General features: G+C 54.6%; 19 protein-coding genes. 13 read left to right on the top strand and 6 right to left on the bottom strand.

Features of this window, described 5'->3' with window-relative positions; translation table 11 throughout:
- Positions 1-28: 28 nt before the first annotated feature.
- Complete coding sequence (hokE, locus tag D9741_RS19660) at positions 29-181, top strand: type I toxin-antitoxin system toxin HokE (RefSeq protein WP_000956465.1); 153 nt, start codon at positions 29-31, stop codon at positions 179-181.
- Positions 182-302: 121 nt separating this feature from the next.
- Here hokE and entD read toward each other — a convergent pair whose 3' ends face one another.
- Together entD and fepA are read right to left on the bottom strand one after the other, a co-directional pair.
- Positions 303-923, bottom strand: a complete 621-nt coding sequence (gene entD, locus D9741_RS19655; RefSeq protein WP_130219389.1) for an enterobactin synthase subunit EntD — start codon at positions 921-923, stop codon at positions 303-305.
- Positions 924-1,097: 174 nt separating this feature from the next.
- A complete protein-coding gene (fepA, locus tag D9741_RS19650; protein WP_130219390.1) occupies positions 1,098-3,338 on the bottom strand; it encodes a siderophore enterobactin receptor FepA in 2,241 nt (746 codons plus the stop codon).
- A gap of 242 nt (positions 3,339-3,580) precedes the next feature.
- On the opposite strand from fepA, the gene fes reads away from it, so the two are divergent.
- From fes to wzz(fepE), 4 genes are all read left to right on the top strand, one after another.
- Positions 3,581-4,783: an enterochelin esterase gene (fes, locus tag D9741_RS19645; protein WP_130219391.1), complete on the top strand. Its 1,203-nt coding sequence runs from the start codon at positions 3,581-3,583 to the stop codon at positions 4,781-4,783.
- A gap of 2 nt (positions 4,784-4,785) precedes the next feature.
- On the top strand, positions 4,786-5,004 hold the full coding sequence (ybdZ, locus tag D9741_RS19640) for an enterobactin biosynthesis protein YbdZ (RefSeq protein WP_000885782.1): 219 nt from the start codon (positions 4,786-4,788) through the stop codon (positions 5,002-5,004).
- Positions 5,001-8,882 carry an enterobactin non-ribosomal peptide synthetase EntF gene (entF, locus tag D9741_RS19635; RefSeq protein WP_130219392.1) on the top strand — a complete coding sequence of 1,294 codons (3,882 nt, stop codon included), beginning with the start codon at positions 5,001-5,003 and terminating at the stop codon, positions 8,880-8,882. The genes ybdZ and entF overlap by 4 nt, the downstream gene beginning before the upstream one ends.
- 216 nt (positions 8,883-9,098) lie before the next feature.
- On the top strand, positions 9,099-10,232 hold the full coding sequence (wzz(fepE), locus tag D9741_RS19630) for an LPS O-antigen length regulator Wzz(fepE) (protein ID WP_130219393.1): 1,134 nt from the start codon (positions 9,099-9,101) through the stop codon (positions 10,230-10,232).
- On the opposite strand, the gene fepC is transcribed toward wzz(fepE), so the two are convergent.
- Genes fepC through fepD form a run of 3 tightly spaced genes read right to left on the bottom strand, consistent with a single transcriptional unit; the run spans position 10,229 to position 13,034 of the window.
- Positions 10,229-11,044: an iron-enterobactin ABC transporter ATP-binding protein gene (gene fepC, locus D9741_RS19625; protein ID WP_000140646.1), complete on the bottom strand. Its 816-nt coding sequence runs from the start codon at positions 11,042-11,044 to the stop codon at positions 10,229-10,231. The genes wzz(fepE) and fepC overlap by 4 nt on opposite strands.
- Positions 11,041-12,033: an iron-enterobactin ABC transporter permease gene (fepG, locus tag D9741_RS19620; RefSeq protein WP_130219394.1), complete on the bottom strand. Its 993-nt coding sequence runs from the start codon at positions 12,031-12,033 to the stop codon at positions 11,041-11,043. The genes fepC and fepG overlap by 4 nt, the downstream gene beginning before the upstream one ends.
- Positions 12,030-13,034, bottom strand: a complete 1,005-nt coding sequence (gene fepD, locus D9741_RS19615; RefSeq protein ID WP_001298899.1) for a Fe(3+)-siderophore ABC transporter permease — start codon at positions 13,032-13,034, stop codon at positions 12,030-12,032. Before fepD ends, fepG begins: the two co-directional genes overlap by 4 nt.
- Positions 13,035-13,144: 110 nt before the next feature.
- On the opposite strand from fepD, the gene entS reads away from it, so the two are divergent.
- Positions 13,145-14,395: an enterobactin transporter EntS gene (gene entS / locus D9741_RS19610; protein ID WP_130219395.1), complete on the top strand. Its 1,251-nt coding sequence runs from the start codon at positions 13,145-13,147 to the stop codon at positions 14,393-14,395.
- A gap of 3 nt (positions 14,396-14,398) precedes the next feature.
- Here entS and fepB read toward each other — a convergent pair whose 3' ends face one another.
- Entirely contained in the window at positions 14,399-15,355 is a 957-nt protein-coding gene (fepB, locus tag D9741_RS19605; RefSeq protein ID WP_130219397.1) for a Fe2+-enterobactin ABC transporter substrate-binding protein, read from the bottom strand.
- A gap of 299 nt (positions 15,356-15,654) precedes the next feature.
- Here fepB and entC point away from each other — a divergent pair, with 299 nt between their 5' ends.
- From entC to D9741_RS19570, 7 genes are all read left to right on the top strand, one after another.
- Positions 15,655-16,830 carry an isochorismate synthase EntC gene (gene entC, locus D9741_RS19600; RefSeq protein ID WP_130219399.1) on the top strand — a complete coding sequence of 392 codons (1,176 nt, stop codon included), beginning with the start codon at positions 15,655-15,657 and terminating at the stop codon, positions 16,828-16,830.
- Positions 16,831-16,839: 9 nt separating this feature from the next.
- Positions 16,840-18,450, top strand: a complete 1,611-nt coding sequence (entE, locus tag D9741_RS19595; protein ID WP_130219401.1) for a (2,3-dihydroxybenzoyl)adenylate synthase EntE — start codon at positions 16,840-16,842, stop codon at positions 18,448-18,450.
- 13 nt (positions 18,451-18,463) lie between these two features.
- Positions 18,464-19,321 (top strand): enterobactin biosynthesis bifunctional isochorismatase/aryl carrier protein EntB, encoded by an 858-nt coding sequence (entB, locus tag D9741_RS19590; protein WP_001007138.1) that lies wholly within the window; start codon positions 18,464-18,466, stop codon positions 19,319-19,321.
- Positions 19,321-20,067 (top strand): 2,3-dihydro-2,3-dihydroxybenzoate dehydrogenase EntA, encoded by a 747-nt coding sequence (gene entA / locus D9741_RS19585; protein WP_130219403.1) that lies wholly within the window; start codon positions 19,321-19,323, stop codon positions 20,065-20,067. Before entB ends, entA begins: the two co-directional genes overlap by 1 nt.
- Before the next feature lie 2 nt (positions 20,068-20,069).
- Entirely contained in the window at positions 20,070-20,483 is a 414-nt protein-coding gene (gene entH / locus D9741_RS19580; protein ID WP_000637953.1) for a proofreading thioesterase EntH, read from the top strand.
- A 180-nt stretch (positions 20,484-20,663) separates the two neighbouring features.
- On the top strand, positions 20,664-22,769 hold the full coding sequence (cstA, locus tag D9741_RS19575) for a pyruvate/proton symporter CstA (protein ID WP_001043146.1): 2,106 nt from the start codon (positions 20,664-20,666) through the stop codon (positions 22,767-22,769).
- A gap of 126 nt (positions 22,770-22,895) precedes the next feature.
- A complete protein-coding gene (locus tag D9741_RS19570) occupies positions 22,896-23,093 on the top strand; it encodes a YbdD/YjiX family protein (protein ID WP_000460431.1) in 198 nt (65 codons plus the stop codon).
- Positions 23,094-23,101 lie beyond the last annotated feature (8 nt).

Genomic DNA, 23,101 nt, shown 5'->3' with positions numbered 1-23,101 from the left:
CCCTTCTTCGCATGGAGGCAATATAAACATGCTGACGAAATATGCCCTTGTGGCAGTCATAGTGCTGTGTTTAACGGTGCTGGGATTTACGCTTCTGGTCGGAGACTCACTGTGTGAGTTCACCGTAAAGGAACGTAATATTGAGTTTAAGGCTGTTCTCGCTTACGAACCGAAGAAGTAGCCGTTGTGCGGGGAGCAATCCCCGCATATCCGGTTGTCAGGTCAGGATGGTAAGGCACCTGCTTTACACTTTCGCCCGCGGTCAGTGATGGCTGCGGGCGAACCGTACCAGATGTTGTCAATTAATCGTGTTGGCACAGCGTTATGACTATCTTTTGTTTAAGCTGCCAGTGCACAGCAAACTGCTCATCCTCTAGTCGAATGATGATCCGCTGTTTATTCCAGCTAATTATCTGATAATCCAGAAAACCTGGAGCGGCCTGTATCTTGTTTGCCTTAAATGCACTCTCTTTGGCGGAAAATGCCAGTGTCAGCGCCAGAGAAAAGGCTAAACCGCAGTCTGCGAGTCGCTCGTGTTCCGCTGGCGTAATAATGTTGTCTGTCAATTCTGCCGCTGTTTGCGCAGAAAAAATTTCTTCAATATCAATGCCAATCGGTTGACGAGATACCACGGCTAATGCCGTAGTCCCGCAGTGGCTAATACTGCCGTATACCTCCGCAGGCCACACAGGTTGGCGTAGCTCGCCGATTGCGGGTACACATTTATAGCCATATTCCCGCAACGCATAAACAGCAGCGATCCGCCCGGCCAAATGTTCGGCTTTGCGTTTCCGCCCAGCGTTTTGCAGTTGCGCGTAGTGCGGCAGCCAGAGTAAATCCTGCTCGCGAAAACTCGCCGGATCAAACTCAACAAAATGCAGCGTATGTCCGGCAAAGGGGAGGGCGGTATGCGTAGTTTTCATGTCGACCATATTTGAGACTGATGACAAACGCAAAACTGCCTGATGCGCTACGCTTATCAGGCCTACGTGATCCTGCAATATATTGAATTGGCAAGATTTTTGTAGGCCGGATAAGGCGTTCACGCCGCATCCGGCATGAACGACGCGCACTTTGTCAACAATCTGACGTTAGCATTAGAAGTGAGTATTAACGCTCATGTACCACGTACGTCCCGGCTCGTTATAGGTATACGCCCCGGCTCCGGCGATATAGTTGGCTCCTGCCAGATCGCCTGTGGTCTGGGCATTACCCGCACGCCACAAACGCTTGTCGAACAGGTTGTCCACGCCGCCGGTCAGACTGACATTCTTCGTCACATCCCAGGTCGCGCTCAGACCCACAATGCTGTAAGGACTGATTTCTTTGGTTTCCGGTCCAACCGCTGGCTGGCCTTTATAGTTGTACTTCTTCGGCTGCTGCTTGCCGTACCAGGTGAAGGTCGTTTGCATCGACAAATCTTCCCGTGCCTGCCAGCTCAGCGTTGAGTTCAACGTATACTCCGGGATGATCGACAAACGGTCGCCCGTGGTTTTGTTTTCACTCTTCAGCATATAAGTGATGTTATTGGTCCACATCACCGTTTCGCTAACCGGTACGTTTAACGATCCTTCCAGACCTTCAACCACTGCTTTCGGCACGTTATCCCACTGGTAGAGATCGGTGCCGACTGCGTTTTGCCCTACAGCAACATAGCCTGCTTCAATCTTATTGCGATAATCGTTACGGAACCAGGTGATGCCCGCCAGCCAGCCGTCGCGTTTGAACTCCAGACCAATCTCTTTGTTGATACTGGTTTCCGCTTTCAGGTCATCGTTCCCCTGCAGATAGCAGCCGCCCGCGCTGGCGTAACAGCCCTGACCTTTACTGTAGAGAATGTAGTTCGGGTTAGTCTGGTACAGGCTCGGCGCTTTATAGGCGCGGGCAATGCCCATTTTCAGCGTGAAGTCATCGCCTAAACCTTGCGATATGTTCAGCGCCGGACTCCAGTTATCGCCCACAATGCTGTGATGATCGAAACGCAGCCCCGGTGTCACGATAGTGCTGTCAGTCAGCTCCATATTGTTTTCGGCAAACAGCGAGAAAATTTCTGCTTTTGAATATGGGCTACGGTCGGTGGCGCTCACGCCATCAATAGCACCACCGGTATTCGTTCCGGTCAGCGCCTGGGTGTTGGAACTTAAGTCCTTCATCCGCTGCTGATTCCACTCCGTACCCAGCGTCAGCGTCTGGTTAACGAGGAAATCAATCGGCAGGTTAACTTCGCTGTGCAGCATGACGTCATCGAGATCGATATCGACGAAATCCTGTGTCGCTTTTTCGTTAAATTTCCCTTCGGTGCCGCCCGCCAGACCCTCTGGAATACGTGAGTTTCTCGTGTGTTCGTACTGTACCCAGTTGCTGGTGGTCACGCCGTTATCCCAGCCGCCGTTCCAGGTCAGCGAGTAGTTCTGGCGATACAAGCGGTTGGTTTCATCACCATATTTCGAGCGGGTATAGGAATCGGAGTTGGTGTTCTGTGTGTCGCCCGCATACAGGTTGCCCTGGCGGCTGTAGCCTGCTTCCAGTTCAAGTGATTGCAGAGGCGCGAAGTCCCAGCGAACTACGCCATTAATATCCTTGTTGATCACCCCTTCGCGCCCGGCGGGCAGCGTATCCGCATATGTACCGGCACGCGCGGACTGATGCCCCCGGTTAATATCCCACGCGTCAGCCTGAGTTTTGTCGAGGTTGCCATATAAACGGAAGCTGAATTCATCGCCCAGCGGACCGGTCAGGCTGAAGTTGGTACGTTTGGTGGCACCTTCCTCTTTATGTTCTGGTGCATTGAAATAAGCATCCCAGGAGCCGTGCCATTCGCCGCTGCCTTTTTTGGTAATGATGTTAACCACGCCGCCCGCCGCGCCGTTGCCATAACGCGCAGCTGCCGGACCACGCAGAACTTCAATACGTTCAATCATTTCAGGCGGCACCCAGGAAGTATCACCACGGGTATCGCGCTCGCCACGCCAGCCCTGACGCACCGAGTTACGGCTGCTGACCGGTTTGCCGTCAATCAAAATCAACGTGTTTTCCGGCCCCATGCCGCGAATATCAATCTGGCGGTTATTACCACGCTGACCACTGGTGGAGTTACCGGTCAGGTTAACGCCTGGCATGGTACGGATGATTTCCGACACATCGCGGGCAACGGGGTTTTTGCGGATTTCATCTGCGGTGATGGTCGAAACGCCAGGCGCCTGCAAGTTCTGCTCTGCGGCGGTAACGACAATGGTATCGTCATGTGAAACAGGAGTATCAGTTGGCTCTTGTGCCTGTGCTACCCCATAAATCCCCAGATTGACCAACAAGGCCAGGGAATGAATCTTCTTGTTCATTGTTTTATTCCTGCATTTTTGCCACGAATTGCAACTGTCGGGCATGGTCGTCATCAATACGACGCATCCCGCTACCGCGAAAACCTTTGATCCTGAAAGACACGCAGTGCAGTTGGTTAATAAATGTCCGCGCTTCCCACGGCGCGCCATTACGCTATTGCAAATGCAAATAGTTATCAATAATATTATCAATATATTTCTGCAATCAATGAAAAAAATCACAATAAACATAAGGTTATGATGTGGCGGCGTTAAAGGTGGGAAGTGATAGCTGGTGGCAGTCGAAACATGGCCCTGAATGGCAGCGTCTTAATGACGAAATGTTTGAGGTCACTTTCTGGTGGCGTGATCCACAAGGTTCTGAAGACTGCTCGACGATAAAGCGCGTATGGGTCTACATTACTGGCGTCACCGATCACCATCAGAACAGCCAGCCCCAGTCGATGCAGCGAATTGCAGGTACTGATGTCTGGCAGTGGACGACACAACTCAATGCCAACTGGCGCGGCAGCTACTGTTTTATTCCCACCGAACGCGATGACATTTTTTCTGCGCCATCCCCTGATCGCCTCGAGTTACGCGAGGGATGGCAAAAATTACTCCCCCAGGCGATAGCCGATCCGCTGAATCCACAAAGCTGGAAAGGCGGGCGAGGGCACGCTGTTTCTGCACTCGAAATGCCGCAAGCGCCCCTGCAACCGGGTTGGGATTGTCCGCAAGCGCCAGAAACACCTGCCAAAGAAATTATCTGGAAAAGTGAACGGTTGAAAAATTCACGGCGTGTATGGATTTTTACCACCGGCGATGTACCAGCAGAAGAACGCCCGCTGGCAGTTTTGCTCGATGGCGAATTTTGGGCGCAGAGTATGCCCGTCTGGCCTGTGCTGACTTCGCTGACCCATCGTCAGCAACTTCCTCCCGCCGTGTATGTGTTGATCGACGCTATCGACACCACGCACCGCGCCCACGAACTGCCGTGTAATGCCGATTTCTGGCTGGCAGTACAGCAAGAGTTATTACCCCTGGTGAAAGCTATTGCCCCTTTTAGCGATCGCGCCGATCGCACCGTGGTCGCCGGGCAGAGTTTTGGTGGGCTTTCCGCGCTGTATGCCGGACTGCACTGGCCTGAACGCTTTGGCTGTGTATTAAGCCAGTCAGGATCGTACTGGTGGCCGCATCGGGGCGGGCAGCAAGAGGGCGTGTTACTTGAAAAGCTTAAAGCTGGTGAAGTTAGCGCCGAAGGTCTGCGCATTGTGCTGGAAGCGGGTATTCGCGAGCCGATGATTATGCGGGCCAATCAGGCGCTGTATGCGCAATTACACCCCATAAAAGAATCCATTTTCTGGCGTCAGGTTGACGGCGGACATGATGCGCTTTGTTGGCGCGGTGGCTTGATGCAGGGGCTAATCGACCTCTGGCAACCACTTTTCCATGACAGGAGTTGAATATGGCATTCAGTAATCCCTTCGATGATCCACAGGGAGCGTTTTACATTTTGCGCAATGCGCAGGGGCAATTCAGTCTGTGGCCGCAACAATGCGCCTTACCGGCAGGCTGGGACATTGTGTGTCAGCCGCAGTCACAAGAGTCCTGCCAGCAGTGGTTGGAAGCCCACTGGCGTACTCTGACACCGGCGAATTTCACCCAGTTGCAGGAGGCGCAATGAGCCAGCATTTACCTTTGGTCGCTGCACAGCCCGGCATCTGGATGGCAGAAAAACTGTCGGATTTACCCTCCGCCTGGAGCGTGGCGCATTACGTTGAGTTAACCGGAGAGGTTGATGTGCCATTACTGGCCCGCGCGGTGGTTGCCGGATTAGCGCAAGCAGATACACTGCGGATGCGTTTTACGGAAGATAACGGCGAAGTCTGGCAGTGGGTCGATGATGCGCTGACGTTCGAACTGCCAGAAATTATCGACCTGCGAACCAACATTGATCCACACGGTACTGCGCAGGCATTAATGCAGGCGGATTTGCAACAAGATCTGCGCGTCGATAGCGGTAAACCACTGGTCTTTCATCAGCTGATACAGGTGGCGGATAACCGCTGGTACTGGTATCAGCGTTACCACCATTTGCTGGTCGATGGCTTCAGTTTCCCGGCCATTACCCGCCAGATCGCCAATATTTACTGCACATGGCTGCGTGGCGAACCAACGCCTGCTTCGCCGTTTACGCCTTTCGCTGATGTAGTGGAAGAGTACCAGCAATACCGCGAAAGCGAAGCCTGGCAGCGTGATGCGGCATTCTGGGCGGAACAGCGTCGTCAACTGCCACCGCCCGCGTCACTTTCTCCGGCACCTTTACCGGGGCGTAGCGCTTCGGCAGATATTTTGCGCCTGAAACTGGAATTTACCGACGGGGAATTCCGCCAGCTGGCTACGCAACTTTCAGGTGTGCAGCGTACCGATTTAGCCCTTGCGCTGACGGCTTTGTGGCTGGGGCGATTGTGCAATCGCATGGACTACGCCGCCGGATTTATCTTTATGCGTCGACTGGGCTCGGCGGCGTTGACGGCTACCGGACCCGTGCTCAACGTTTTGCCGTTGGGTATTCACATTGCGGCGCAAGAAACGCTACCGGAACTGGCAACCCGACTGGCAGCACAACTGAAAAAAATGCGTCGTCATCAACGTTACGATGCCGAACAAATTGTCCGTGACAGCGGGCGAGCGGCAGGTGATGAACCGCTGTTCGGTCCGGTACTCAATATCAAGGTATTTGATTACCAACTGGATATTCCGGGCGTGCAGGCGCAAACCCATACCCTGGCAACCGGTCCGGTTAATGACCTTGAACTGGCCCTGTTCCCGGATGAACACGGTGATTTGAGTATTGAGATCCTCGCCAATAAACAGCGTTACGATGAGCCAACGTTAATCCAGCATGCTGAACGCCTGAAAATGTTGATTGCCCAGTTCGCCGCGGATCCGGCGCTGTTGTGCGGCGATGTCGATATTATGCTGCCAGGTGAGTATGCGCAGCTGGCGCAGATCAACGCCACTCAGGTTGAGATTCCAGAAACCACGCTGAGTGCGCTGGTGGCAGAACAAGCGGCAAAAACACCGGATGCTCCGGCGCTGGCAGATGCACGTTACCAGTTCAGCTATCGGGAAATGCGCGAGCAGGTGGTGGCGCTGGCGAATCTGCTGCGTGAGCACGGCGTTAAACCAGGGGACAGCGTGGCGGTGGCATTACCGCGCTCGGTCTTTTTGACCCTGGCGCTACATGCGATTGTTGAAGCAGGTGCGGCCTGGTTACCGCTGGATACCGGCTATCCGGACGATCGCCTGAAAATGATGCTGGAAGATGCGCGTCCGTCACTGTTAATCACCACCGACGATCAACTGCCGCGCTTTGCCGATGTTCCTGATTTAACCAGCCTTTGCTATAACGCCCCGCTTACCGCACAGGGCAGTGCGCCGCTGCAACTTTCACAACCGCATCACACGGCCTATATCATCTTTACCTCTGGCTCCACCGGCAGGCCGAAAGGAGTAATGGTCGGGCAGACGGCTATCGTTAACCGCCTGCTTTGGATGCAAAATCATTATCCGCTTACAGGCGAAGATGTCGTTGCCCAAAAAACGCCGTGCAGTTTTGATGTCTCGGTGTGGGAGTTTTTCTGGCCGTTTATTGCCGGGGCTAAACTGGTGATGGCTGAACCGGAAGCGCACCGCGACCCGCTCGCTATGCAGCAATTCTTTGCCGAATATGGCGTAACGACCACGCACTTTGTGCCGTCGATGCTGGCGGCATTTGTTGCATCGCTGACGCCGCAAACCGCTCGCCAGAATTGCGCGACGTTGAAACAGGTTTTCTGTAGTGGTGAGGCCTTACCGGCTGATTTATGCCGCGAATGGCAACAGTTAACCAGCGTGCCGTTGCATAATCTATATGGCCCGACGGAAGCGGCGGTAGATGTCAGCTGGTATCCGGCTTTTGGCGAGGAACTGGCACAGGTGCGCGGCAGCAGTGTGCCGATTGGTTATCCGGTATGGAATACGGGTCTGCGTATTCTTGATGCGATGATGCATCCGGTGCCGCCGGGTGTGGCGGGTGATCTCTATCTCACCGGTATTCAACTGGCGCAGGGGTATCTTGGACGACCCGATCTGACCGCCAGCCGCTTTATTGCCGATCCTTTTGCCCCAGGTGAACGGATGTACCGTACCGGAGACGTTGCCCGCTGGCTGGATAACGGCGCGGTGGAGTACCTCGGGCGCAGTGACGATCAGCTAAAAATTCGCGGGCAGCGTATCGAACTGGGCGAAATCGATCGCGTGATGCAGGCGTTGCCGGATGTCGAACAGGCCGTTACTCATGCCTGTGTGATTAACCAGGCGGCAGCCACTGGTGGTGATGCGCGTCAGCTGGTGGGCTATCTGGTGTCGCAATCGGGCCTGCCGTTGGATACCAGCGCATTGCAGGCGCAGCTTCGCGAAACATTGCCACCGCATATGGTGCCGGTGGTTCTGCTGCAACTTCCACAGTTACCACTTAGCGCCAACGGCAAGCTGGATCGCAAAGCCTTACCGTTGCCTGAACTGAAGGCACAAACGCCGGGACGAGCGCCGAAAGCGGGCAGTGAAACGATTATCGCCGCGGCATTCTCGTCGTTGCTGGGGTGTGACGTGCAGGATGCCGATGCTGATTTCTTTGCGCTTGGCGGTCATTCGCTACTGGCAATGAAACTGGCAGCGCAGTTAAGTCGGCAGTTTGCCCGCCAGGTGACGCCGGGGCAGGTGATGGTCGCGTCAACCGTCGCTAAACTGGCAACGATTATTGATGGTGAAGAAGACAGCTCCCGGCGCATGGGATTCGAAACCATTCTGCCGTTGCGTGAAGGTAATGGCCCGACGCTGTTTTGTTTCCATCCGGCATCCGGTTTTGCCTGGCAGTTTAGCGTGCTCTCGCGTTATCTCGATCCACAATGGTCGATTATCGGCATTCAGTCGCCGCGCCCTCATGGACCCATGCAGACGGCGGCAAACCTGGTTGAAGTCTGCGAAGCGCATCTGGCAACGTTGCTGGCACAACAACCGCACGGCCCTTATTACCTGCTGGGGTATTCCCTTGGCGGTACGCTGGCGCAGGGTATTGCGGCGCGACTGCGTGCCCGTGGCGAACAGGTGGCATTTCTTGGCTTGCTGGATACCTGGCCGCCAGAAACGCAAAACTGGCAGGAAAAAGAGGCTAATGGTCTGGACCCGGAAGTGCTGGCGGAGATTAACCGCGAACGCGAGGCCTTCCTGGCGGCACAGCAGGGAAGTACTTCAACGGAGTTGTTTACCACCATTGAAGGCAACTACGCTGATGCTGTGCGCTTGTTAACCACCGCCCATAGCGTACCGTTTGATGGCAAAGCGACGCTGTTTGTTGCGGAGCGTACACTTCAGGAAAGTATGAGCCCCGAACGCGCCTGGTCGCCGTGGATAGCTGAGCTGGATATTTATCGTCAGGATTGCGCGCATGTGGATATTATTTCTCCAATAGCATTTGAAAAAATTGGACCAATTATTCGTGCTGCTCTAAATAAATAACTTTATCTTAAATGCAAATCCATAATTACGATAAATAATTATGGATTTTGTTATTTGTTGTATTAATATTTGCTGAGTGGTTTGTCTGAAAATGCGCCAAACATTGCGTTTGCTGCGTGGAATTTACAAAGTTCAGCTTCGGATAATTCTCACCAACTGGTAAAGTGTGCGCCGTGGAAATTTACCCTCATTGGACTCATTTTCAGGTTATACCGTATGTCAACACTGAATATTAAGCAGGAAAGCGACTCGCATTTTCCCGATTATCATCTGGCGCCAGCCAGTAATAATGAAATTGATTTACTTAATCTTATCGAAGTTTTATGGCACGCAAAAAAACAGATCATGGCTGTCGTTTTTGCCTTTGCCTGTATCGGGTTGCTGGTGTCATTTATCCTACCGCAAAAATGGACCAGTGCGGCGGTTGTAACGCCGGCAGAACCTGTGCAATGGCAAGAGCTGGAGAAAATATTTACTAACCTTCGGGTACTGGATCTGGATATCAAAATTGATCGTACAGAAGCATTTAACCTGTTTATCAAGAAGTTTCAGTCTGTTAGTTTGTTGGAAGATTATCTTCGTTCATCGCCGTATGTTATGAACCAATTGAAAGAGGCGAAAATCGACGAACTAGATTTGCATCGCGCAATTGTCGCATTGAGCGAAAAAATGAAAGCGGTGGATGACAATGCCAGTAAGAAAAAAGATGAACCGTCATTGTATACCTCCTGGACGCTAAGTTTCACCGCACCTACCAGTGAAGAGGCACAGAAAGTGTTGGCCGGGTATATCGATTATATCTCTGCGTTGGTGGTGAAAGAGTCGATAGAAAACGTCCGTAATAAACTGGAAATCAAAACCCAGTTTGAAAAAGAAAAACTGGCGCAGGATCGTATAAAAACGAAAAATCAGCTTGATGCAAACATTCAGCGCCTCAATTATTCACTCGACATTGCCAACGCGGCAGGAATTAAAAAGCCCGTATACAGTAATGGTCAGGCCGTTAAAGATGACCCTGATTTCTCTATTTCTCTCGGTGCAGACGGTATTGAACGCAAACTGGAAATTGAAAAAGCAGTCACTGACGTTGCGGAACTGAATGGTGAATTACGTAATCGTCAGTATCTCGTCGAGCAATTAACAAAAACAAATGTCAACGATGTGAATTTTACGCCGTTTAAATATCAGTTGCGTCCGACGTTGCCGGTGAAAAAAGACGGTCCGGGCAAAGCGATTATTGTGATCCTTTCGGCGCTGATCGGCGGTATGGTTGCTTGTGGTGGCGTGCTGTTGCGCCATGCGATGGCATCCAGAAAACAGGATGCCATGATGGCAGACCACTTAGTTTAAATCTTCGCGGTTGAAGGTGCCGTTCGTCCGAGCGGCACCACGAGCGGCGTTCCGGCCACCGGATCGTCAATAATCATGCAGCGCAGACCATAAATGCGCTCGATCAATTCAGCAGTGACAATCTCCTTCGGCGCTCCCTGAGCAACAATTTTCCCTTCCCGCAGTGCAATCAAATGGCTGGCGTAACGACAGGCCTGATTAAGATCGTGCAGCACTGCCGCCAGGGTATAGCCTTTCTCGCGATTCAGTTCGCTTAACAGTTCCAGCAAATCAATCTGATGACTGATATCCAGCCAGGTCGTGGGTTCGTCGAGCAGCATAATTGCCGTTTCCTGGGCCAGCACCATCGCGATCCACGCCCGCTGGCGTTGTCCGCCAGAAAGGGTATCCACGCTTTGATCCGCCAGATGAGTTATTCCCGTGGCTTGCATCGCTTTCGTTACCGCTTCTTCATCTTCTTTGCGCCAGCGGGTAAACAGCGGTTGATGCGGGTAACGTCCACGCGCTACCAGCTCCTGCACGGTGATATCTCCCGGCGTGGTAGCATTTTGCGCCAACAGACCAATCCGGCGTGCAACCTCTTTACTGGCGTAATGTTGAATGTGCTCGCCATCCAGCCAGACATGCCCGTGAGCAGGCGTCATCAGGCGGCTTAACGTGCGCAGTAACGTGGATTTACCGCAGCCATTTGGCCCGATAATCGCCGTGAAGTGACCGTCAGGAATTTCTACAGTCAGATTTTCCGCAACGGTATATTTGCCATATCCCAGGGTTAACTGTTCGCCGCGCAAACGGGCTACTGATTCGGTCATTTTTTGCGAGACTCCTGAATTAACAAGACGATAAGGTAAATACCGCCGAGGCTGACGGTAACGACGCCAACCGGAAGTTGATACGGCATAAACAGTTGCTGAGCGCAGAGATCGGCTGCCAGCAGTAACAGCGCGCCGCACAGCGCCGCTTGGGTCAGCCCCCAGCGAGCGGTGCCGCTAATGCGTCGGGCAATGTGCGGCGCGACTAAAGCAATAAAGGAAATCGGCCCGGCAAGCGCTGTTGCCGCAGCGGTAAGCACCACTGCAACCAGCATCATTAACAGCCGCGAACGTTCGACGCTGACGCCCAGTGCACACGCGGTATCATCGCCCATTTCCAGCAAGCGCATTCGCCGCACCAGCAAGGCGGCGGCAATGAGCATCAATATAATGATGGGTGCGGAAGGCGAGGTTTTTGCCCACGTCAGGCCGTTGAGCGATCCGGCATTCCATAATCCTGCGGTTAGCGCCGTTTCTAAAGACGCTTTCAGCAGCAGCCAGGTATTAAAGGCCACCAGCATGGCTCGAACGCCGATACCGATAATAATCAACCGAAAGGTGTCGATGCCGTTACGCCAGGCGAGCAGCCAGACCAGCAGTGAAGTGATAATGCCGCCCGCCATTGCTGCCAGCGCGATAGCCGTCAGGTCCTGACCAAACAGCACCATCGCCACCAGCACGCCGCTCCACGCCCCGGTGTTAAAGCCCATTACGTCAGGGCTGCCGAGCGGGTTACGCATCAGCGACTGAAAAATCGCGCCGCTGACACCCAGTGCCGCGCCAATCAACAGCGCCATCAGCACGCGTGGCAAACGCCATTCGGTGACCACCATCGTCATACTGCGCGGCGCATCGCCCATCAACGCGGCGAATACCTGCGAGGTTTCCAGCGTGACGGCACCGCTGCGTAATCCCCAGACACCTGCAACCACACAGGCGGAAACCAGCAGCAAACAGGTGATGATTAATCGGCGAGAGACGTAAATCATGCACCACCTCGCGTTTTGCGTCGCACGAGGAAGATCAACACTGGCGCACCAATAAAGGCACTGACCACAGAAACGCGCAGTTCGCCGGGCACAATCACCCGCCCGATGATATCGGCAAACAGCAGCAGGGCAGGGGTAGCAAGCAGCGTGACGGGCAGCGACCAGCGATGATCGGCACCTACCAGCCAGCGCGCCATATGCGGCATCATCAGGCCAATAAAGGCAATCGGGCCAACTACCGCCGTCGCACTACCACAAAGCACGGTAATCGCCAGCAGACCAATCAACTGTGTGCGCGCCACGCGACTGCCCAGCGCCGTCGCGGTGTCGCTGCCAAGGCTTAAACTGTTCAGCGCGCGACTCAGTAATAGCGCAGTTGCTCCGGCGATCAGCACCGGGATCAGCACCACTTTTAAAGTGTGTAGATTACGAATATCCAGCGAACCGGCTTGCCAGAAACGCAGTTGATCGTAGACGTCAGGATTAAGCAGGGCGATGCCGCTGGTCAGTCCTTCCAGTACCGCCGCCAGCGCCACGCCCGCCAGGGTTAAACGCACCGGACTTAATTGCCCGCCGCCCTGGCTGCCGGTAAAGGCTACAATCAACGAGGCCACCAACGCCCCGGCGAAGGCCATCGCCAGTTGTTCCTGCGCGGATGAGTAACCAAACAGCGCCGCACCCAGCACAATGGCAAAGCTGGCTCCGGCGTTCACGCCAAGCAAGCCGGGGTCGGCAAGTGGGTTTCGGGTGAGGGTTTGCATTAACGCCCCGGCAAGCCCAAGCGCACCGCCGGCCAGTAAACCGGCAAGGGTGCGCGGCAGTCGCGCGTCGAGCACGATGGTGCAGTCGGCGCTCTGGCAGGTGCCGGAGAAGGCCTCCAGCACTACGGAAGCGGGGAGTGATTTTGCCCCAATGAGCAGGCTTAATGCCGTCGCGATAATCAGTAATAACAGCAATCCGGGCACGGCAATGGCGCGTGTCACGGCAACAGAACCAGACATACGAACTTCCATGATAATGAAATTAATTATCGTTATCGATCTTATTTGGATATGTTAGCATGTGCAGCCTAAGAATAGGTATTTAAAATATTTGATGGCAAGGCATTGTAATGAATAAACAATCCTGGCTGCTTAACCTCAGCCTGTTGAAAACGCACCCGGCGTTTCGCGCAGTATTCCTCGCTCGTTTTATCTCAATTGTGTCTCTGGGTTTGCTCGGCGTCGCGGTGCCGGTGCAGATCCAGATGATGACGCATTCTACCTGGCAGGTGGGGCTTTCGGTGACGCTGACCGGCGGCGCGATGTTTGTTGGCCTGATGGTCGGCGGTGTGCTGGCGGATCGCTATGAGCGCAAAAAAGTGATTTTGCTGGCGCGCGGCACCTGTGGCATTGGCTTCATTGGACTGTGCCTGAACGCGCTGCTGCCGGAGCCGTCATTGCTGGCAATCTATTTACTCGGATTATGGGATGGTTTTTTCGCATCGCTTGGCGTTACGGCGCTACTGGCGGCGACACCTGCACTGGTAGGGCGTGAAAACCTAATGCAGGCCGGGGCGATCACCATGTTGACCGTGCGTCTGGGGTCGGTGATTTCGCCCATGATTGGCGGTTTACTGCTGGCGACCGGCGGCGTCGCCTGGAACTACGGGCTGGCGGCGGCGGGCACGTTTATTACCTTGCTGCCGTTGTTAAGCCTTCCGGCGTTGCCACCGCCACCGCAGCCGCGTGAGCATCCGTTGAAATCACTTCTGGCAGGTTTTCGTTTTCTGCTCGCCAGCCCGCTGGTGGGAGGGATTGCGCTGCTGGGTGGTTTATTGACGATGGCGAGCGCGGTGCGGGTACTGTATCCGGCGCTGGCTGACAACTGGCAGATGTCGGCGGCACAGATTGGTTTTCTCTATGCGGCGATCCCGCTCGGTGCGGCTATTGGCGCGTTAACCAGCGGGAAGCTGGCACATAGCGCGCGACCAGGGTTATTGATGCTGCTCTCCACGCTGGGATCGTTCCTCGCCATTGGTCTGTTTGGCCTGATGCCGATGTGGATTTTAGGCGTGGTTTGTCTGGCGCTGTTCGGCTGGCTGAGCGCGGTTAGTTCGTTGCTGCAATATACAATGCTGCAAACGCAAACTCCGGAAGCGATGTTAGGGCGAATTAACGGTTTGTGGACGGCACAAAACGTGACCGGCGATGCGATTGGTGCTGCGTTGCTGGGCGGTCTGGGGGCGATGATGACACCAGTGGCATCCGCAAGTGCGAGCGGTTTTGCTTTGTTGATTATCGGCGTGTTGTTGTTGCTGGTGCTGGTGGAGTTGCGGCGTTTTCGCCAGACGCCGCCGCAGGTGACAGCGTCCGACAATTAATGCTTAAAACAGCGCCTTAAGTCGTTCCAGCACTTGCATGGCGCTGTAGTAATCCAGACGGAACGTCTCGGTTCCCAGTGCATAAACTTGCTTGTTTTGTACTGCAGGCAAGTGCGCGAGCAGCGGATTAGCATAAATCGCATCGGCGTCTTTCTGATCACCGGCGAACAGGAATAGCGATTCACCGTTTAACCCAGCAGCCAGATTTTCCCCACCAAGCTGAATGATGTCATGGCGTTTGCCCTGGCTTTGGCTGGCGTTTAACCCTGCGGGTAACTTCGCCAGCGTAAAGCCGAGTTGTTCCAACATCTGCCCTTGTGCTGATTCCGGCGTCCAGAGATTGGCACTGTGTGCAGCGGCGGTATAGACAATGGCAGTGACCGGCTGCGGCGGTAATTTGATTTGCTCTTTCGCCGCTGCCAGTTGCTTATCAAACTGTGCAATCCGCTCTGCCGCTTGTTTCTCATGCCCGGTAATTTCGCCAAGCTGCGTTAGCAGCGACTGCCAGCTTTTGTCGTCGTAATTGATGATTAATGTCGGGGCGATGGTAGAAAGCTGATCATACAGCGCCAGCGCCGAATCCCCGCCAGTTGCGCTAATTAAAATCAGATCCGGCATTTGCGCGGCAACGGCTTCGGCGCTCGGTTCGCCGATATAGAGTCGTTGCAGTTTGCGTTCTTTCGCCACCTTGCTCCACTGGCGTAAAAAGCCCTGGTCATCCGCGACGCGGTTATTTGGCGTTGTCGCGCCGCTGGCGATCACCGGAGCATCAATCGCCAGCAGTGAGCCGGTCAGGGTGACGCTGGTGGAAACAATACGCTGCGGCTGGCTTTCCAGGGTATGAGTGCCACGGCTGTCAGTAATCTGACGCGGCCAGTCGGCAGCCTGAACTGCGGCTATTCCTGAAAGCAAAAGTCCTGTTAATAGAAGGGCGTTGCGGTAGAGCGAGGCGAGTCTCACAAATCAGCTTCCTGTTATTAATAAGGTTAAGGGCGTAATGACAAATTCGACAAAGCGCACCATTCGTCCCCTCGCTCCTTTGGGGAGAGGGGGCAGAACGGCGCAGGCCATCACATTGCGCTTATGCGAATCCATCAATAATGCTTCTCATTTTCATTGTAACCACAACCAGATGCAACCCTGAGTTGCAGATTGCGTTACCTCAAGAGTTGACATAGTGCGCGTTTGCTTTTAGGTTAGCGACCGAAAATATAAATGATAATCATTATTAAAGCCTTTATCATTTTGTGGAGGATGATATGGATACGTCACTGGCTGAGGAAGTACAGCAGACCATGGCAACACTTGCGCCCAATCGCTTTTTCTTTATGTCGCCGTACCGCAGTTTTACGACGTCAGGATGTTTCGCCCGCTTCGATGAACCGGCTGTGAACGGGGATTCGCCCGACAGTCCCTTCCAGCAAAAACTCGCCGCGCTGTTTGCCGATGCCAAAGCGCAGGGCATTAAAAATCCGGTGATGGTCGGGGCGATTCCCTTCGATCCACGTCAGCCTTCATCGCTGTATATTCCCGAATCCTGGCAGTCGTTCTCCCGTCAGGAAAAACAAGCTTCCGCACGCCGTTTCACCCGCAGCCAGTCGCTGAATGTGGTAGAACGCCAGGCAATTCCGGAACAAGCCACGTTTGAACAGATGGTTGCCCGCGCCGCCGCACTTACCGCCACGCCGCAGGTCGACAAAGTGGTGTTGTCACGGTTGATTGATATCACCACTGACGCCTCCATTGATAGCGGCGTATTGCTGGAACGGTTGATTGCGCAAAACCCGGTTAGTTACAACTTCCATGTGCCGTTGGCTGATGGTGGCGTTCTGCTCGGGGCCAGCCCGGAACTGCTGCTGCGCAAAGACGGCGAGCGTTTTAGCTCTATTCCGTTAGCCGGTTCCGCGCGTCGTCAACCGGATGAAGTGCTCGATCGCGAAGCGGGTAATCGTCTGCTGGCGTCAGAAAAAGATCGCCATGAACATGAACTGGTGACTCAGGCGATGAAAGAGGTACTGCGCGAACGCAGTAGTGAGTTACACGTTCCTTCTTCTCCACAACTGATCACCACGCCGACGCTGTGGCATCTCGCAACTCCCTTTGAAGGTAAAGCGAATTCGCAAGAAAACGCACTGACTCTGGCCTGTCTACTGCATCCGACTCCCGCGCTGAGCGGTTTCCCGCATCAGGCCGCGACCCAGGTTATTGCTGAACTGGAGCCGTTCGACCGCGAACTGTTTGGCGGCATTGTGGGTTGGTGTGACAGCGAAGGTAACGGCGAGTGGGTGGTGACCATCCGCTGCGCGAAGCTGCGGGAAAATCAGGTGCGTCTGTTTGCCGGAGCGGGGATTGTGCCTGCGTCGTCACCGTTGGGTGAGTGGCGCGAAACGGGCGTCAAACTTTCTACCATGTTGAACGTTTTTGGATTGCATTAAGGAGTGAGGATGAGCATTCCATTCACCCGCTGGCCGGAAGAGTTTGCCCGTCGCTATCGGGAAAAAGGCTACTGGCAGGATTTGCCGCTGACCGACATTCTGACCCGTCATGCCGCAAGCGACAGCATCGCGGTCATCGACGGCGAGCGGCAGTTGAGTTACCGGGAGCTGAATCAGGCGGCGGATAACCTCGCGTGTAGTTTGCGCCGTCAGGGCATTAAACCTGGTGAAACCGCGCTGGTACAACTGGGTAACGTCGCTGAACTTTACATGACCTTTTTCGCGCTGCTGAAACTGGGCGTTGCGCCGGTGCTGGCGCTGTTCAGCCATCAGCGTAGTGAACTGAACGCCTATGCCAGCCAGATTGAACCGGCGTTACTGATTGCCGATCGCCAGCATGCGCTGTTTAGCGGAGATGATTTCCTCAATACATTTGTTGCAGAGCATTCCTCCATTCGCGTGGTGCAACTGCACAACGACAGCGGTGAGCATAACTTGCAGGATGCGATTAACCATCCGGCTGAGGATTTTACTGCCACGCCGTCACCTGCTGATGAAGTGGCCTATTTCCAGCTTTCCGGCGGCACCACCGGCACACCGAAACTGATCCCGCGCACTCATAACGACTACTACTACAGCGTGCGTCGTAGCGTCGAGATTTGTCAGTTCACACAACAGACGCGCTACCTGTGCGCGATCCCGGCGGCTCATAACTACGCCATGAGTTCGCCAGGATCGCTGGGCGTCTTTCTTGCCGGAGGAACGGTTGTTCTGGCGGCCGATCCCAGCGCCACGCTTTGCTTCCCATTGATTGAAAAACATCAGGTGAACGTCACCGCGCTGGTGCCGCCAGCAGTCAGCCTGTGGTTGCAGGCGCTGGCTGAAGGCGAAAGCCGGGCGCAGCTTGCCTCGCTAAAACTGTTACAGGTCGGCGGCGCACGTCTTTCTGCCACACTTGCGGCGCGTATTCCCGCTGAGATTGGCTGCCAGTTGCAGCAGGTGTTCGGCATGGCGGAAGGGCTGGTGAACTACACCCGACTTGATGATAGCGCGGAGAAAATTATCCATACCCAGGGCTATCCAATGTGTCCGGACGATGAAGTGTGGGTTGCCGATGCTGAAGGAAATCCACTGCCGCAAGGGGAAGTTGGACGCCTGATGACGCGCGGGCCGTACACCTTCCGCGGTTATTACAAAAGTCCGCAGCACAATGCCAGCGCCTTTGATGCCAACGGTTTTTACTGTTCCGGCGATCTGATCTCTATTGATCCAGAGGGTTACATCACTGTGCAGGGGCGCGAGAAAGATCAGATCAACCGTGGCGGCGAGAAGATCGCTGCCGAAGAGATCGAAAACCTGCTGCTGCGCCATCCGGCGGTGATCTACGCCGCACTGGTGAGCATGGAAGATGAGCTGATGGGCGAAAAAAGCTGTGCTTATCTGGTGGTAAAAGAGCCGCTGCGCGCGGTGCAGGTGCGTCGTTTCCTGCGTGAACAGGGTATTGCCGAATTTAAATTACCGGATCGCGTGGAATGTGTGGATTCACTTCCGCTGACGGCGGTCGGGAAAGTCGATAAAAAACAATTACGTCAGTGGCTGGCGTCACGCGCATCAGCCTGAAGGAGAGAACACGATGGCTATTCCAAAATTACAGGCTTACGCGCTGCCGGAGTCTCACGATATTCCGCAGAATAAAGTCGACTGGGCCTTTGAACCGCAACGTGCCGCGTTGTTAATCCATGATATGCAGGATTATTTTGTTAGCTTCTGGGGTGAGAACTGCCCGATGATGGAGCAGGTGATCGCGAATATTGCGGCGCTGCGCGACTACTGCAAACAGCACAATATTCCGGTTTATTACACTGCCCAGCCGAAAGAGCAGAGCGATGAAGATCGGGCGCTGTTGAATGATATGTGGGGGCCGGGCCTGACCCGTTCACCGGAACAGCAGAAGGTGGTGGATCGCCTGACGCCAGATGCCGACGACACGGTGCTGGTGAAGTGGCGCTACAGCGCATTTCATCGTTCCCCGCTGGAGCAAATGCTGAAAGAGAGTGGACGTAACCAGCTGATTATTACCGGGGTATATGCCCACATTGGCTGTATGACCACCGCAACGGACGCATTTATGCGCGATATTAAACCGTTTATGGTGGCGGATGCGCTGGCCGATTTCAGCCGTGACGAGCATTTGATGTCGCTGAAATATGTGGCCGGACGTTCTGGCCGGGTGGTGATGACCGAAGAATTACTGCCAGCCCCGATCCCTGCCAGCAAAGCGGCGCTGCGTGAGGTGATCCTGCCGTTGCTGGACGAGTCCGATGAACCGTTCGATGACGACAACTTGATCGACTACGGTCTGGATTCGGTGCGCATGATGGCGCTGGCGGCGCGCTGGCGCAAAGTGCATGGCGATATCGACTTTGTCATGCTGGCGAAAAACCCGACCATCGACGCATGGTGGAAGCTACTCTCCCGCGAGGTGAAATAATGGATTTCAGCGGTAAAAATGTCTGGGTCACCGGCGCGGGGAAAGGTATCGGCTACGCCACGGCGCTGGCGTTTGTTGAAGCGGGAGCGAAAGTCACAGGTTTTGATCAAGTGTTCGCTCAGGAGCAATATCCCTTTGCGACCGAAGTGATGGATGTTGCCGATGCTGCGCAGGTGGCGCAGGTATGTCAGCGACTGTTAGCTGAAACGGAGCGACTGGACGTGCTGGTCAATGCGGCGGGAATTTTGCGCATGGGCGCGACCGATCAGCTCAGTAAAGAGGACTGGCAGCAGACTTTTGCGGTCAACGTCGGCGGTGCGTTTAACCTGTTCCAGCAAACCATGAACCAGTTTCGCCGTCAGCGGGGTGGGGCGATTGTTACTGTGGCGTCCGACGCCGCACACACGCCGCGTATTGGCATGAGTGCTTATGGCGCGTCGAAAGCGGCGCTGAAAAGCCTGGCGTTGAGCGTCGGGCTGGAACTGGCGGGTAGCGGTGTGCGCTGTAATGTGGTTTCGCCAGGCTCCACCGACACCGATATGCAACGCACGCTGTGGGTGAGCGATGATGCCGAAGAGCAGCGTATTCGCGGCTTTGGCGAGCAGTTTAAACTTGGCATTCCGCTGGGGAAAATCGCCCGTCCACAAGAGATCGCCAACACGATTTTGTTCCTCGCCTCTGACCTCGCCAGCCATATCACGCTACAGGATATTGTGGTAGATGGCGGCTCAACGCTGGGGGCATAAGCATGATCTGGAAACGCCATTTAACGCTCGACGAGCTGAACGCCACCAGCGATAACACCATGGTGGCGCATCTGGGAATTGTGTATACCCGTCTGGGCGATGATGTACTCGAAGCCGAAATGCCGGTCGATACCCGTACTCATCAGCCGTTCGGTTTACTACATGGCGGCGCGTCGGCGGCGCTGGCGGAAACTTTGGGATCGATGGCCGGATTTATGATGACCCGCGATGGGCAGTGTGTGGTGGGCACGGAACTTAACGCCACACATCATCGCCCGGTGTCTGAAGGCAAGGTACGCGGCGTCTGCCAACCGCTGCATCTTGGGCGGCAAAATCAGAGTTGGGAAATCGTTGTTTTCGATGAACAGGGGCGGCGTTGCTGCACTTGTCGGCTGGGTACGGCAGTTTTGGGATGAACCCGACAGAATTAAATGAGATTGCAGGAAAACTCGGTTAACGGAGTGATCGAGTTAACATTGTGAAGTTAAATATTGGTTTCAACTCCGATTTACATAGTTGCTGTGTTGTTAAATTACCCAAAGGTGTTATAGAAACAAAATGTAACATCTCTATGGACACGCACACGGATAACAACTATGAACAAATCAGGGAAATACCTCGTCTGGACAGTGCTCTCTGTAATGGGAGCATTTGCTCTGGGATACATTGCTTTAAATCGTGGGGAACAGATCAACGCGCTGTGGATTGTGGTGGCGTCGGTCTGTATCTATCTGATCGCTTACCGTTTTTATGGGCTGTATATCGCCAAAAATGTGCTGGCGGTTGACCCGACGCGTATGACGCCAGCGGTGCGCCATAACGACGGACTGGACTATGTGCCGACGGACAAGAAAGTGCTGTTCGGTCACCATTTTGCGGCCATTGCCGGAGCAGGTCCGTTGGTTGGGCCGGTACTGGCGGCGCAAATGGGTTACCTGCCAGGGATGATCTGGCTGCTCGCCGGGGTGGTTCTCGCCGGTGCGGTGCAGGATTTCATGGTGCTGTTTGTTTCTACGCGCCGTGACGGTCGCTCGCTGGGTGAGCTGGTCAAAGAAGAGATGGGGCCAACCGCCGGGGTGATTGCGCTGGTAGCCTGCTTTATGATCATGGTCATTATCCTTGCCGTGCTGGCGATGATCGTGGTGAAAGCCCTGACTCATAGCCCGTGGGGAACGTATACCGTTGCTTTCACCATTCCGCTGGCGCTGTTTATGGGGATCTACCTGCGCTATCTGCGTCCAGGGCGTATTGGCGAAGTGTCGGTGATTGGTCTGGTGTTCCTGATTTTCGCCATTATCTCTGGCGGCTGGGTGGCAGAAAGTCCGACCTGGGCACCGTACTTTGACTTTACCGGCGTGCAGCTGACCTGGATGCTGGTGGGCTACGGTTTTGTGGCAGCGGTGCTGCCAGTGTGGCTGTTGCTGGCCCCGCGCGACTATCTCTCTACCTTCCTGAAAATCGGGACTATCGTCGGTCTGGCGGTAGGCATTCTGATTATGCGCCCGACGCTGACCATGCCTGCTCTGACCAAATTTGTTGATGGCACTGGCCCGGTATGGACCGGTAACCTGTTCCCGTTCCTGTTTATCACCATCGCCTGTGGCGCGGTGTCTGGCTTCCATGCGCTGATCTCTTCCGGTACCACGCCGAAGATGCTGGCGAACGAAGGGCAGGCGTGCTTTATCGGCTACGGTGGAATGTTAATGGAATCCTTCGTGGCGATTATGGCGCTGGTTTCCGCCTGTATCATCGATCCGGGCGTTTACTTCGCCATGAACAGCCCGATGGCGGTGCTGGCTCCGGCAGGGACGGCGGATGTAGTCGCTTCTGCCGCGCAGGTGGTGAGTAGCTGGGGCTTTGCGATTACCCCGGATACGCTAAACCAGATTGCCAGCGAAGTGGGTGAACAGTCGATCATTTCCCGTGCGGGCGGTGCGCCGACGTTGGCGGTGGGGATGGCCTACATTCTGCACGGCGCGCTGGGCGGCATGATGGATGTGGCGTTCTGGTATCACTTCGCCATTCTGTTTGAAGCACTGTTTATTCTGACTGCAGTAGATGCAGGTACGCGTGCTGCGCGCTTTATGTTGCAGGATCTGCTGGGCGTGGTTTCTCCGGGCCTGAAACGGACCGATTCACTGCCTGCTAACCTGCTGGCAACGGCGCTGTGCGTGCTGGCGTGGGGCTACTTCTTGCATCAGGGCGTGGTCGATCCGCTGGGCGGTATTAACACTCTGTGGCCGCTGTTTGGTATTGCCAACCAGATGCTGGCAGGGATGGCGCTGATGCTCTGTGCCGTAGTGTTGTTCAAAATGAAACGTCAACGTTACGCCTGGGTGGCGCTGGTACCAACGGCCTGGCTGCTGATTTGTACCCTGACCGCAGGCTGGCAGAAAGCGTTTAGCCCGGATGCGAAAGTCGGCTTCCTGGCCATTGCTAACAAGTTCCAGGCAATGATCGACAGCGGCAATATTCCGTCGCAGTATACTGAGTCACAACTGGCGCAACTGGTGTTCAACAACCGTCTGGATGCCGGGTTAACCATCTTCTTTATGGTGGTCGTGGTGGTTCTGGCGCTGTTCTCGATTAAGACGGCACTGGCGGCATTGAAAGAGCCGAAGCCAACGGCGAAAGAAACGCCGTATGAGCCAATGCCGGAAAATGTCGAGGAGATCGTGGCGCAGGCAAAAGGCGCGCACTAAAGTCAGAGTGAGGGGAGATGTTGGTATAGTGCCGAGCGTTCCCCTTACTCTCAGCAATTCCAGTCCGGATAAGGCGTTCGCGCCGTATCCGGCAATATTTCAGCAACCTGATTACCGGAGGTATTGATGTTTGATTCACTGGCAAAAGCCGGAAAATATTTAGGTCAGGCGGCGAAATTGATGATTGGTATGCCTGATTACGACAACTATGTCGAACATATGCGGGTTAATCATCCCGATCAAACGCCGATGACCTACGAAGAGTTTTTCCGTGAGCGGCAGGACGCGCGCTACGGTGGAAAAGGCGGCGCGCGCTGCTGCTAAATTTGTAC

The sequence above is a fragment of the Escherichia sp. E14V7 genome, assembly GCF_004212225.1.
Classification (GTDB): Bacteria; Pseudomonadota; Gammaproteobacteria; order Enterobacterales; family Enterobacteriaceae; genus Escherichia.
This window is presented reverse-complemented; position numbering and strand designations above follow the sequence as displayed.